Source organism: Mycobacterium sp. SA01 (genome assembly GCF_041287105.1).
Lineage (GTDB): Bacteria > Actinomycetota > Actinomycetes > Mycobacteriales > Mycobacteriaceae > Mycobacterium.
This window is the reverse complement of the sequence record NZ_JBGGNO010000017.1, coordinates 1-13,413: the sequence shown is the minus strand read 5'-3', so window position 1 is coordinate 13,413 and position 13,413 is coordinate 1. Positions and strand designations below refer to the sequence as shown.

At 67.4% G+C, this 13,413-nt stretch carries 11 protein-coding genes; 6 read left to right on the top strand and 5 right to left on the bottom strand.

Annotated features, from left to right (window positions below; all coding sequences use genetic code 11):
- From AB4879_RS10115 to AB4879_RS10095, 5 genes are read right to left on the bottom strand one after another with little or no spacing between them, the layout of a single operon-like run.
- Entirely contained in the window at positions 1-1,167 is a 1,167-nt protein-coding gene (locus AB4879_RS10115; RefSeq protein ID WP_370507490.1) for an acyl-CoA dehydrogenase family protein, read from the bottom strand.
- Positions 1,164-3,131: a biotin carboxylase N-terminal domain-containing protein gene (locus tag AB4879_RS10110; protein WP_370507489.1), complete on the bottom strand. Its 1,968-nt coding sequence runs from the start codon at positions 3,129-3,131 to the stop codon at positions 1,164-1,166. Before AB4879_RS10110 ends, AB4879_RS10115 begins: the two co-directional genes overlap by 4 nt.
- A 38-nt stretch (positions 3,132-3,169) precedes the next feature.
- A complete protein-coding gene (locus AB4879_RS10105; protein ID WP_370507488.1) occupies positions 3,170-4,765 on the bottom strand; it encodes an acyl-CoA carboxylase subunit beta in 1,596 nt (531 codons plus the stop codon).
- The gene (locus AB4879_RS10100) at positions 4,762-5,919 is read right to left on the bottom strand and encodes an acyl-CoA dehydrogenase family protein (protein ID WP_102809147.1); all 1,158 of its coding nucleotides are present in this window, start codon (positions 5,917-5,919) and stop codon (positions 4,762-4,764) included. The genes AB4879_RS10105 and AB4879_RS10100 overlap by 4 nt, the downstream gene beginning before the upstream one ends.
- Positions 5,916-7,598, bottom strand: coding sequence for an acyclic terpene utilization AtuA family protein (locus tag AB4879_RS10095; RefSeq protein WP_370507873.1), 1,683 nt, complete (start codon positions 7,596-7,598; stop codon positions 5,916-5,918). The genes AB4879_RS10100 and AB4879_RS10095 overlap by 4 nt, the downstream gene beginning before the upstream one ends.
- A gap of 246 nt (positions 7,599-7,844) precedes the next feature.
- Here AB4879_RS10095 and rpmF point away from each other — a divergent pair, with 246 nt between their 5' ends.
- The 6 genes from rpmF to AB4879_RS10065 form a co-directional block, all read left to right on the top strand.
- On the top strand, positions 7,845-8,018 hold the full coding sequence (gene rpmF, locus AB4879_RS10090) for a 50S ribosomal protein L32 (protein WP_005139771.1): 174 nt from the start codon (positions 7,845-7,847) through the stop codon (positions 8,016-8,018).
- Positions 8,019-8,099: 81 nt separating this feature from the next.
- Positions 8,100-8,786: a response regulator transcription factor gene (locus tag AB4879_RS10085; RefSeq protein ID WP_036346178.1), complete on the top strand. Its 687-nt coding sequence runs from the start codon at positions 8,100-8,102 to the stop codon at positions 8,784-8,786.
- Positions 8,786-10,333 (top strand): ATP-binding protein, encoded by a 1,548-nt coding sequence (locus tag AB4879_RS10080; RefSeq protein WP_370507487.1) that lies wholly within the window; start codon positions 8,786-8,788, stop codon positions 10,331-10,333. Before AB4879_RS10085 ends, AB4879_RS10080 begins: the two co-directional genes overlap by 1 nt.
- A gap of 63 nt (positions 10,334-10,396) precedes the next feature.
- Positions 10,397-11,842 carry a S1C family serine protease gene (locus AB4879_RS10075; protein ID WP_370507486.1) on the top strand — a complete coding sequence of 482 codons (1,446 nt, stop codon included), beginning with the start codon at positions 10,397-10,399 and terminating at the stop codon, positions 11,840-11,842.
- Between the two features lie 23 nt (positions 11,843-11,865).
- Positions 11,866-12,420 (top strand): molybdenum cofactor biosynthesis protein B, encoded by a 555-nt coding sequence (locus AB4879_RS10070; protein WP_370507872.1) that lies wholly within the window; start codon positions 11,866-11,868, stop codon positions 12,418-12,420.
- Positions 12,421-13,100: 680 nt separating this feature from the next.
- Positions 13,101-13,413: MspA family porin (locus tag AB4879_RS10065; protein ID WP_370507485.1), on the top strand; the 313-nt coding region annotated here is incomplete at its 3' end.

The following is a 13,413-nucleotide window of genomic DNA, read 5'->3' as shown; positions in this document are numbered from 1 at the left end:
TCAGTACGACCGGGGCAGGCCGAGCGACGTCTGAGCGACGAAGTTGAGGATCATCTCCCGGCTGACCGGCGCGATACGCGCCAGCCGGGACGCGGTGAGCATCGACGCGACGCCGTACTCCTTGGTGAGCCCGTTGCCGCCGAGGGACTGCACAGCCTGATCGACAGCCTTGGTGGACGCCTCGCCCGCGGCGTACTTGGCCATGTTGGCGGCTTCGGCGGCGCCGAAGTCGTCGCCGGCGTCATACAGCGCGGCAGCCTTCTGCATCATCAGCTTCGCGAGTTCGATCTCGATGTAGTTCTGCGCCAACGGATGCGCGATGCCCTGGTGCGCGCCGATCGGCGTCTTCCACACCTGGCGGGTCTTGACGTACTCGGCCGCCTTGCCGAGCACGTGGCGTCCCGCACCGATCGCGTTGGCCGCACCCATGATTCGTTCCGGGTTCAGGCCGGCGAACAGCTGCGCGATCGCGGCGTCCTCCGAACCGACCAGCGCATCCGCGGGCAGCCGGACATCGTCGATGAACACCTGGAATTGGCTTTCCGGACTGACGATCTCCATGTCGATCTTGGTGAACGAGAAGCCCGGGGTGTCGGTCGGCACGATGAACAACGCCGGCTGGAGGTTGCCGGTCTTGGCTTCTTCGGTGCGGCCGACGACCAGCACCGCCTGGGCCTGGTCGACACCGGAGATGTAGACCTTCTGGCCGGACAGAACCCAGTCGCTGCCGTCGCGGCGTGCGGTGGTGGTGATCTTGTGGGAGTTCGAGCCCGCGTCGGGTTCGGTGATGGCGAAGGCCATGGTGATCGAACCGTCGGCAATACCGGGCAGCCAGCGCTTCTTCTGGTCGTCGGTGCCGAACTTGCTGATGATGGTCCCGTTGATCGCCGGTGACACCACCAGCATCAGCAGCGCGCAGCCGTGGGCGGCCATCTCCTCCATCACCAGGGACAGCTCGTACATGCCTGCGCCGCCGCCGCCGTACTCCTCCGGAAGGTTGACCCCGACGAAGCCGAGTTTGGCTGCCTCGGACCACAATTCGTCGGTGTGCTCGCCGGCGCGGGCCTTGGCCAGGTAGTAGTCCGAGCCGTAGCTCGCCGCCATCGCGCCGACGGCTTTGCGCAGCTCCTGGCGTTCGGCACTCTCGATGAAGCCGGTGTCCGTCATGTGTCTCCCTCTCCGGTGTCCGGGCTCTCCACCCGGGCTAGGACGGTCCCCACATCGACCTGCTGGCCGACGCTGACCTCCAGTTGGGTCACCACGCCATCGGCTGGCGCGGTGATCGTGTGTTCCATCTTCATCGCCTCCAGCCACACCAGCGGCTGACCGAGTGTGACCGTGTCACCCAGGCCCGCGCCCAGCCGGATCACCGCGCCCGGCATGGGAGCCAGCAACGATCCCTTCTCGACCCCTCTGCCCGGTTCGGGGAATCTGGGCACGGCAGCCAACGCGACCGGTCCCCGTGGCGAGTCGACGAATACCTCTGTGCCATAACGGCTCACACTGAAAGCGGTGGCGACCCCCGCGTCGTCGGCCAGCACGACCTGGCCGGGCTGCGCCGACAACACGGTCACCCCGGGATCGTCGGGCAGGACCACCCCGGCGCGGGTGAACCGATAGCTGACCCGGTGCTCCTGCTCGCCGGCCGAGTAGCTCTTGAGCTGATTGCCGGACACGACGTTGCGCCAGCCACTGGGAATCTCGCCCAATACCCGTGCGCCGGCGCGGTTGCCTGCGGCATCGGCCAGTGCGGCGGCGACAGCGGAAAGCCGCGTCGCACCGTCGTCGGCGAGCGGCCGGGCCAGATCGGCCAGGCCGTGGGTGTCGAAGAACGCGGTGTCGGTGGCTCCGTCCAGGAAGCTCTGGTGGCGAAGGACATTGACGAGCAGGTCGCGGTTGGTGCGGATGCCGTGCAGCCGGGCACCGGCAAGTGCGGCGGCGAGCACCCGGGCGGCGCGTTGCCGGGTGCGGGCGTACGAGATCACCTTGGCCAGCATGGGGTCGTAGTGGATCGACACCGTCGCCCGGTCGTCGATGCCGGAGTCCAGCCGGATACCGGTGTCGGCTATGAGGCCGAAAGTGGTTGTCACGCCGGGCACCTCGAACTGGTGAACCCGCCCGGCCTGGGGTTGCCAGTTCTTGGCGGGATCTTCGGCATAGATGCGGGCCTCGATCGAGTGGCCGCGGGCGGCCGGGGGTTGTGCGCCGAGCTGCTCGCCGTCGGCCACCGCCAGCTGAAGCTCGACGAGGTCCAGGCCGGTGGTGAGTTCGGTGACGGGATGTTCGACCTGAAGCCGGGTGTTCATCTCCAGGAAGTAGAACTCACCCTCGTCGTCGGCCAGGAACTCCACGGTGCCCGCACCGGTGTAGCCGATAGCGCCGGCCGCCAGCCGGGCGGCGTCGAACAACCTCTCCCGCATACCCGCAATGCGTTCGACCAACGGGGAGGGCGCTTCCTCGATGATCTTCTGGTGCCTGCGCTGGATGGAGCATTCCCGCTCGCCGACCGCCCAGACCGTGCCGTGCCGATCGGCGAGGACCTGCACTTCGACGTGGTGGCCTCCTGCCAGGTATCGCTCGCAGAACACCGTCGGATCGCCGAACGCCGACTGCGCCTCGCGCTGGGCCGCTTCCACCTGACCTGGCAGTTCGGCGAGGTCGGTCACCACCCGCATGCCGCGGCCGCCGCCGCCTGCCGACGCCTTCACGAGCACGGGCAGTTGTGCTGCGGTGACCGTCGACGGGTCGAGCTCCTCGAGAACCGGCACTCCCGCGGCGGCCATCATCTTCTTCGCCTCGATCTTCGAGCCCATCGACGCGACGGCGGCCACCGGCGGACCGATCCACGTCAACCCGGCGTCGATGACGGACTTCGCGAAATCAGCGTTCTCGGAGAGGAACCCGTAGCCGGGGTGGATCGCGTCGGCGCCCGACGTCTGCGCGGCCGCGATGATCTGCGCGGCGTGGAGGTAACCGTCGAGTCGCACCCGGGCGTCGGCTTCGGCGACGTGGGGCGCGTCGACGTCCGGGTCTGTGTAGACGGCCACCGTGCCGATGCCGAGCCGGCGGCAGGTGGCGAACACCCGGCGGGCGATTTCGCCGCGGTTGGCAACGAGAACTCGAGTGATCACTGTGGCCCTCTGCTCTTCGCGCAAGCGCTCATCGCTGCTCACATCCGGAAGACGCCGAAGTTCGACGTCCCCTCGATCGGTGCATTGGCTATGGCGGACAGACACATTCCCAAGACGGTGCGGGTGTCCCGCGGATCGATCACTCCGTCGTCGTAGATGCGGCCGGACAGGAACATCGGCAGCGATTCGGCTTCGATCTGCGCCTCGACCGCGGCCCGTAACGCGGCATCGGCGGCCTCGTCAACGACGCCGCCGCGGGCCTCGGTGGCCGCACGGTTCACGATGGACAGGACGCCGGCCAGCTGGGCACCGCCCATCACCGCGGATTTGGCGCTGGGCCAGGCGAACAGGAAGCGCGGGTCGTAGGCGCGGCCGCACATGCCGTAGTGGCCGGCCCCGTAGGAGGCGCCGATCAGCAGCGAGATGTGCGGGACGCGCGAGTTGGACACGGCGTTGATCATCATCGAGCCGTGCTTGATCATCCCGCCTTCCTCGTACGCCTTGCCGACCATGTACCCGGTTGTGTTGTGCAGGAACAGCAGTGGCGTGTTGGACCGGTTGGCCAGCTGGATGAACTGGGTGGCTTTCTGCGACTCCTCGCTGAACAGCACGCCGCGCGCGTTGGCCAGGATGCCCACCGGGTAGCCGTGCAGGGTCGCCCAGCCGGTCACCAGTGACGGGCCGTACATGGCTTTGAACTCGTCGAAGTCCGAGCCGTCGACGATGCGCGCGATCACCTCGCGCGGATCGAACGGGATTCGCAGATCGGCGGACACGATGCCCAGCAGTTCGTCGGGGTCGGCGAGCGGCGGGGTGACCGGGCGCGGTGCCGGGCCCTGCTTGGTCCAGTTCAGCCGGGCGACGATGCGCCGGCCGATCCGGATGGCATCGACTTCGTCGACGGCAAGGTAATCACCCAAACCCGATACCCTGGCGTGCATTTCGGCCCCACCGAGCGACTCATCGTCGGACTCCTCGCCGGTGGCCATCTTGACCAGCGGCGGCCCGGCCAGGAACACCTTCGAGCGTTCCTTGATCATCACCACGTGATCGGACATGCCGGGGATGTAGGCGCCGCCGGCGGTGGAGTTGCCGAACACGAGCGCGATCGTCGGGATGCCCGCCGCGGACAGTCGGGTCAGGTCGCGGAACATCTGACCGCCCGGGATGAAGATCTCTTTCTGCGTCGGTAGATCCGCACCGCCGGACTCCACCAGGGAGATCACCGGCAGCCGGTTCTCGAAGGCCACCTGGTTGGCCCGCAGGATCTTCTTCAGCGTCCAGGGGTTACTGGTGCCACCTTTGACGGTGGGGTCGTTGGCGACCAGCAGACACTCGACACCTTCCACCACGCCGATGCCGGTCACCAGGCTGGCGCCGACCTGAAAGTCGCTGCCGTATGCGGCCAGTGGGCACAGTTCGAGGAACGGCGAATCCGGGTCGACCAGCAACTCGATGCGCTCGCGGGCGGTGAGCTTCCCGCGCGCGTGGTGCCGGTCGACATACTTGGGACCGCCACCGGACAGTGCTTTCGCCAGCTCGCCGTCGATCTCGGCGAGCTTCGCGGTCATCGCCTCGGCTGCCTCCAGGTAGGTCGGTGCCGTCGGGTCGAGGGTCGAGTACAGGACGGTCATGCCTGGTATCCAAGTGCCTTGGCAGCCAGGCCGGTGAGGATTTCGGTGGTTCCACCGCCGATACCCAGGATTCGCATGTCCCGGTATTGGCGTTCGACCTCGCACTCGGTCATGTACCCCATCCCTCCGAAGAGCTGAACGGCTTGGTGGGCCACCCATTCGCCGGCCTCCACCGCGGTGTTCTTCGCGAAACACACTTCAGCGATGAGATTGGCCTCCCCGGCCAGTTGCCGTTCCACCACATGGCGCGAATACACCCGCGCCACGTCGATGCGCCGTGCCATCTCGGCCAGGGTGTTCTGCACGGCCTGTCGGGAGATCAGCGGCCTGCCGAACGTCTCGCGGTCCCGGCACCATTGCAGAGTCAGGTCCAGGCAACGTTGCGCCGACGAATAGGCCTGAGCCGCAAGGCCGATGCGCTCGGAGACGAAGGCCTGCGCGATCTGTGCGAAGCCGGTGTTCTCGGCGCCGACGAGGTTGGCCGCCGCGACCCGGGCGTCGGTATACGACAGCTCGGCGGTGTCGGAGGAGCGCCAGCCCATCTTGTCCAGCCGCCGGGTTACGTCGAAACCTGGTGTGCCCTTGTCCACGACCAGAAGCGAAACCCCGGCCGCTCCAGGAAGTTCCGGCCCGCCGGTGCGGACGGCGGTGACGACGTAATCGGCCCGCACTCCGGAGGTGATGTAGGTCTTCGCGCCGTTGACCACGTATTCGTCACCGGTCCGACTGGCCGTTGTCCGCAAGTGGCCGACATCGGAGCCGCCGCCGGGTTCGGTGATCGCCAGCGAGCCGATCAACTCACCGCGCAGGGTCGGGCGCACGTACGCCTCGATCAGCCGCTCGTCGCCGGTGGCGGCCATGTGCGGCACGGCGATACCGCAGGTGAAAAGCGAGGCGAAAACGCCTCCGGGAGTGCCGGATTCGTGCAGTTGCTCGCAGATGATCAGCGAGTCCGCGGCGTCTCCACCGCCGCCGCCGACCGACTCCGGGAGGTCGGCGCCCAGCAGACCCGCAGCCGCGGCGCGGCGGTGCAGGTCGCGGGGAAGTTCCCCGGCGCGCTCCCATTCCTCGATGTGCGGCAGGATCTCGCGTTCGGCAAAGCTGCGTACGGTTTTTCGCAGCTGCTGCCTTTCGGGGGTGTTCCAGATGTTCACAGAAGCTCTTCCGGGATGTCGATGTGCCGGCTTCGCAGCCACTCGCCGAGACCTTTCGCTTGCGGGTCGAATCGTGCTTGATAGGCGACGCCCTGCCCGAGGATGCCGTCGATGACGAAGTTCACCGCCCGCAGGTTCGGCAGCAGGTGCCGGGCAATCGGGAGATCTCTTGTCTCCGGGAGCAGTTCGCGCAGCCTGTCGACGGTCAGCGTGTGCGCCAGCCAGCGCCACTGCTCGTCGGTGCGTACCCACACACCGACATTGGCCGCGCCGCCCTTGTCGCCGCTGCGCGCTCCGGCGATCGCGCCGAGCGGCACCCGCCGGGTCGGTCCCGGTGCCGGTGGCTCAGGCAGCGGCGGAGTGTCGACGGCGGCCAGTTCCACGGTGGTCGCGGCGGGGGCGATGCCGGCGCGGCTGCCATCCGGTCTGACCGCAACCTGCTCGACCTCGGTCGCAGGCACGTAGCCGGCGGTGAACACGCCGTAGACCTGCCCGTCACCCGGCGGTGCGGTCGAGGTGAAGCCAGGATAGGACGCGAGCGCGAGTTCGACTGCGGCCGAGGAGAATTGACGACCGACTGTCGTGGGGTCGGGGTCGCGCACGACACAGCTCAGCAGCGCGCTGGCCGCCTCCTCGGTGTCGGCGTCGACATGGTCGGTGCGGGCCAGCGTCCAGCCCATCTCGGCGGGCTTCACGCGCAGGGCCGCCTCCAGTTGGCTGCGCACCAGGGCGGCCTTGGCCTCGATGTCCAGCCCGGTGAGCACGAACGTCACCGCGTTACGGAACCCGCCGATGCTGTTCAGCGAGACCTTCAGCGACGGGGGCGGCGGCTCGCCGCGGACGCCGCTGATGCGGACGCGGTCGGGGCCGTCGCCGGACAGCGCGATCGTGTCGAACCGGGCCGTGACGTCGGGGTTGGCGTAGCGGGCACCGCCGATTTCGTAGAGCAGCTGCGCGGTGACGGTGCCGACGCTGACCTGCCCGCCGGTCCCGGAGTGTTTGGTGATCACCGAGGACCCGTCGGCGTGGACTTCGGCCAGCGGGAAGCCGGCATGACCCAGGTCGGCGATCTCGGTGAAGAACGAGTAGTTGCCGCCGGTGGCCTGCGCTCCGCATTCGATGACGTGGCCCGCCACCACAGCGCCGGCCAGCCGGTCGTAGTCGGCGCGGCCCCAGCCGAAATGTGCCGCGGCCGGACCCACCACCACCGAGGCGTCGGTGACCCGGCCGGTCACCACGATGTCGGCCCCCGCGTGCAGGCAGTCGACGATGCCCCAGGCGCCCAGATAGGCGTTGGCGGTCAATGGCGAGCCCAGTCCCAGATCGCCGGCACGGGGGAGAAGATCGTCGCCTTCGACGTGGGCGACCTTTGCCGGAATGCCCAGCCGCTCGGCCAGCCCGCGAACTGCGTCGGCCAGTCCGGCCGGGTTGAGGCCGCCGGCGTTTGCGACGATGCGGACCCCGCGTTCGATGGCGAGTCCGAGGCATTCCTCGAGCTGGGTCAGGAAGGTCTTGGCGTAGCCACGATCGGGATTCTTCATCTTGTCCCGGCCGAGAATGAGCATCGTGAGCTCGGCCAGGTAGTCGCCGGTCAGGTAGTCGAGTTCGCCGCCGGTGAGCATCTCGCGCATGGCGCCGATGCGGTCACCATAGAAGCCCGAACAGTTACCGATCCGCACCGCATCTGCCACGCGCGCTGTCTTCCCTTCACTGGCACCCGATCCCGGGTCGCTCCGCTCCTGCCCGCCGAACCAACCAACCGGTAGGTTACTTGGGACCGCCGGTTCCCCGTCAAGGGTTCAGGGCACTCGTCCCGGGTGTTTTGGAGCCGACGCAGGTGAGCGGCTATCCTGAGATGCAATTGTTGGCCGCCGGCATGTCAGAGTCTCTGCGCGGCGACACCCCTGATCAAGGAGAAGCACGTCATGGCTGTGCCCAAGCGCAGAATGTCGCGCGCGAACACCCGCAGTCGGCGCGCGCAGTGGAAGGCCGAGGCCACCGGTCTGGTCAACGTTTCCGTCGGCGGTCGCCAGCACAAGGTTCCCCGCCGGTTGCTCAAGGCCGCGCGCCTCGGACTGATCGATCTCGACAAGCGCTGACGCCGTTCGCCGGCCGCGAATTGCCTGCTCGCGCGGCGTGCCTCTCAGGCCAATCTCAGGCGTTGGGTTGAGACTGTGGCTGTGCGAATACTTGTCGTTGATGATGATCGCGCTGTGCGCGAGTCCCTCCGCCGGTCTCTTTCCTTCAATGGATATTCGGTAGACCTGGCGCAGGACGGCGTCGAAGCTCTCGACGCGATCGCCAATGACCGCCCCGATGCGCTCGTGCTCGACGTGATGATGCCCCGGCTGGACGGCCTGGAGGTTTGTCGCCAGCTGCGCAGCACGGGCGACGATCTTCCGATCCTGGTTCTGACCGCTCGTGACTCGGTGTCCGAGCGGGTGGCCGGCCTGGACGCCGGTGCCGATGACTATCTGCCCAAGCCGTTCGCCCTCGAAGAGTTGCTGGCCCGGATGCGTGCGCTGCTGCGCCGGACCGGTCCCGAGGAGCAGTCCGATTCCGCGGTGATGACGTTCGGCGATCTGACGCTCGACCCGGTGACCCGCGAGGTGCATCGCGGCAAACGCGCCATCAGTTTGACCCGCACCGAGTTCGCGTTGCTGGAGATGTTGATCGCCAATCCGCGTCGGGTGCTCACCCGCAGCCGCATTCTCGAGGAGGTGTGGGGTTTCGACTTCCCGACCTCGGGCAATGCGCTGGAGGTATATGTCGGCTACCTACGCCGAAAGACTGAAGCGGAAGGAGAGCCGCGGCTGATCCACACCGTGCGGGGTGTGGGCTACGTGCTGCGTGAGACACCGCCCTGATGTCACCACTGAGGCGGCGCGCGCGGGCTGAGCGGGCGCCGGAAGAGCCGACGTCATCGTTGTCATTGCGATGGCGGGTGATGCTGCTGGCCATGTCCATGGTGGCGATGGTCGTGGTGCTGATGGCGGTCGCGGTGTACGCCGTGGTGTCCGCCGCGCTCTATACCGACATCGACAATCAGCTGCAGAGCCGCGCGAGCCTGCTGATCGCCAGCGGTTCCCTGCAAGCCGATCCTGGCAAGGCCATCGAGGGCACCGCGTATTCCGACGTCAACGCGATGCTGGTCAACCCGGGGCGGTCGACGTACACCGCGAATCAGCAGGGCCAGAAGCTGCCCGTCGGCGAGCCGGAGAAATCCGTCATCAACGGCGAGCTGTTGATGTCTCGCCGCACCGTCGGCAACCAGCGGGTGCTGGCGGTTCACCTGCCCGACAACAGATCACTGCTCATCTCCAAGAGCCTGGCTCCCACCAATGCGGTGATGACCAAACTGAAATGGGTCCTGCTGGCGGTGGGCGGCATCGGCGTCGTGGTCGCCGCGATCGCCGGCGGGATGGTGGCGCGCACCGGTCTGCGGCCGGTGGCCCGGCTCACCGAGGCCGCCGAACGGGTGGCGCGCACCGATGACCTGCGTCCCATCCCGGTGTTCGGCAGTGACGAACTCGCCAGGCTCACCGAGACGTTCAACACGATGCTGCGCGCGCTGACCGAATCCCGCGAGCGGCAGGCCCGCCTGGTTGCGGACGCCGGGCACGAGCTCCGCACGCCGCTGACCTCACTGCGAACCAACGTCGAACTGCTGATGGCGTCGATGAAACCGGGTGCTCCGCGGCTGCCGGAGAGCGAGATGGCCGACCTGCGCACCGATGTGATCGGGCAGATCGAGGAATTGTCCACTCTGGTAGGCGATCTCGTTGACCTGACCCGCGAGGATGCCGGCGGACTTGTCCACGAGGCGGTCGATCTGAGCGATATCGTCGACCGGAGTCTGGAGCGGGCGCGCAGGCGCCGCAACGATGTCCAGTTCGATGTCGACGTCGTCGGATGGCAGGTCTACGGCGACCCGGCCGGACTGTCCCGGGCGGTCGTCAATCTGCTTGACAATGCGGCGAAGTGGAGCCCGTCGGGCGCGCACGTCGGTGTCCGGCTCCGCCAGGTGGACGCCGCCCACGCCGAACTCGTGGTGTCCGATTACGGGCCAGGAATTCCCCCACAGGAACGCGGGCTGGTGTTCGAACGGTTCTACCGCTCGGCGTCGGCGCGGGCGATGCCCGGCTCCGGGCTGGGCCTGGCGATCGTCAAACAGGTCGTGGTCAAGCACGGTGGCATGATCCGCATCGGAGAGACGGTCCCCGGCGGGCAGCCGCCGGGCACGTCGTTCTTCGTCCTTCTGCCGGGTCTGCCGATCCCGGCTGACGCCTACGGAGACGACGATTCAGCCGAAAGCGAAAACACGGCCACAATCGCCAGGACCAATGGTGATCGACGCTTTCATGAGAAAAAACCCAACGTTGGACCGAGTGTTATCTCAGTCGATTCTCAGTAGTGCAAGGCAAGCTGTGGTCAGCATTTTTAGGCATTTTGCGAACAGGAAGAGCGACCTGACGACATGACCGACCACTCGAGGTACTCGCCGCCGCAGCAGCCCGGGCCCCCCGGGTCGAATCAGGCTGCGGCGCCGGGGTATTCACCCCAGCCGAGGTCAGCCGGTTATCAGCAGCCGTATGACTGGCGCTACGCCACCCAGCCCCACCAGCAGCAATACCGGCAACCGTATGACCCGTATCAGGCTGCGCGCCAAGGGAATACGCCGACGACGGTGGGTTACGCACCGATACCGCCGCGCCCTCGCTCACGCGCAGGCGCATTGGTGGCCGGCGCGCTGGCGATCGCCATCGTGTCGGCGGGAATCGGTGGCGGTGTGGTGCTGCTCGCACATCCGGACCATCAGACGGTGGGCTCCGGGCTCGGAGGTTCGCCCATCGGGGGATCCAACGTGCCCGCGGCGAACCTGCCGGTGGGATCGGTCGAGCAGGTGGCGGCCAAGGTGGTGCCCAGCGTCGTCAAGCTCGAGACCGAGTTCGGTCGCCAGTCCGAGGAGGGGTCGGGCATCATCCTGTCCTCCGACGGGCTCATCCTGACCAACAACCACGTCGTCGCCGCGGCCAAGGGTGGCGGGCCGCTGCCCGTCCCGGCCGCGCCGTCCATCCCCGGCCTGCCGGGGATCCCCCTGGCTCCGGGTGGCCCGGGCGCTCCACCGTCCGGCGGCCCCAGCGCCGGCCCGGGCGGGGCGCCGACGACCACGGTGACGTTCGCCGACGGTCGCACCGCACCCTTCACCGTGGTGGGCACCGACCCGGCCAGTGACATCGCCGTCGTCCGGGCTCAGGGAGTGTCCGGCCTGACGCCCATCAGCCTGGGTTCGTCGGCCAACCTGCGGGTCGGCCAGGACGTGGTGGCGGTCGGTTCGCCGCTCGGCCTGGAGGGCACCGTCACCACCGGCATCGTCAGCGCACTGAACCGTCCGGTCGCCACCGGCGGTGACACCAACAACCAGAACACGGTGCTCGACGCCATCCAGACCGACGCCGCGATCAATCCGGGTAACTCGGGTGGTGCGCTGGTGAATATGAGCGGCGAGCTGGTGGGTGTGAACTCCGCGATCGCGACGATGGGCGGCGACTCCCCTGACGCCCAGAGCGGTTCGATCGGCCTTGGCTTCGCGATCCCGGTCGACCAGGCCAAACGGATCGCCGACGAGCTGATCAGCACCGGCACCGCCACGCACGCGTCGCTGGGTGTCCAGGTCAGCAATGACACCACGACACATGGAGCGAAGATCGTCGATGTCACCAAGGGGGGCGCTGCCGCAGCCGCCGGGCTGCCCAACGGCGTGGTGGTGACCAAGGTCGACGACCGGGTGATCGGTAGCGCCGACGCACTGGTGGCCGCGGTCCGGTCACGGGCGCCCGGCGATCAGGTGACGCTGACGTACAAGGACCCGTCGGGCTCGGATCGCACCGTGCAGGTCACGCTCGGAAAGGCTGCCCAATGATCCGGGTGGTGGGTGAACATCCCATGACAGCCGGTGGTGCGGCTGCCGGGCTGTCACCGGGCAGATATACGGTGACATCCATGGAACAGCCAGGGGAGCTGGTGGGGCGCGCGCTCGTCGTCGTCGTCGACGACCGCACGGCCCACGGCGATGAGGAGGACCACAGCGGGCCGTTGGTCACCGAGCTGCTCGCCGAGGCGGGTTTCGTGGTGGACGGCGTTGTGGCGGTGTCCGCCGACGAGGTCGAGATCCGGAACGCGCTGAACACGGCAGTGATCGGTGGTGTCGATCTCGTGGTGTCGGTGGGCGGTACGGGTGTGACTCCGCGCGATGTGACGCCGGAGGCCACCAGGACGATCCTCGACCGTGAACTGCTGGGGATCTCCGAGGCGTTGCGTGCCTCCGGGCTGTCCGCGGGAATCACCGACGCGGGCTTGTCCCGCGGTCTGGCCGGGATTTCCGGCAGCACATTGGTCGTCAACATCGCCGGCTCGCGGTACGCGGTCCGCGACGGTATGGCGACGCTGAACCCGCTGGCGACCCATGTCATCGGCGAGCTGTCCAGCCTCGAGATCTAAGCAAGCTTCACCCGGGGCGCCGGCGAGGAATTATTTCCGCGGCGTAACGTCAATTATCAGCATCACCACCGGGGTCGGAGGCGTTGTGTTAACACCCTGTGAACTGCACAAATATCAAGATTGTGATCTTTATCACAATCTGCGGTTCCTGTGATGGGCAGTCCCCGCGAGAACCGAATCGCAGTTAACAAGATTTTCGGTTCCGAGTTGCCCCAGGAGTCCTCCGACGAGCGCGATCCGGAGCCAAATCGCGACCGCGACGACCGGGACGAGTGGTTGCGGGAGAACGTCCCGCCGCACCACGGCGGATGATCAGCAGGTGGTGATCGGCAGGTCCGGGTCTGCCGCGGCGTTGGCCGGCGGTTCCGGTCAGATGGCCGACCCGCCCGGTTCGCGCCCGTTTCCGCTCGACGGAATCAGTTCCCGGTTAACCGGGGCTATCTTCCCAGCAAACTTCCCCACGCAAACACCGGTTCGGCGCACCGCGGCGCTATGCGTTGCCGCCCCGATGTCATCCCGTTATGTTCCTCGTGTCAACGATGAGCAGAGCGTAAGAGCGGTGTGTGAGGGACTCTCATTGAACTGCTGTGCGCCGTGGGCGGTGTCAGCATCTTGTGACCCGAGCACGAAAACACACTCGGTTAGCCCTTGGGTCAGCCGTCGACATAGCTAGGGAGAACATGAAGGTAATCGGTCGGGTACTGGTGGCGATGATCGCTGCCGTCGCGGCGTTGTTCGTCGGGACAGGTACCTCGCACGCAGGTTTGGATAATGAGCTGAGTCTGGTCGACGGCGGTGGCCGGACGATGACGGTGCAGCAGTGGGACACCTTCCTCAACGGTGTGTTCCCGCTGGACCGCAACCGGCTGACTCGGGAGTGGTTCCACTCCGGCAAGGCTGTCTACAGCGTGGTCGGCCCGGGCGCCGATGAGTTCGCGGGCACCTTGGAGCTGGGCTACCAGGTGGGCTTCCCCTGGTCGCTGGGCGTGGGCA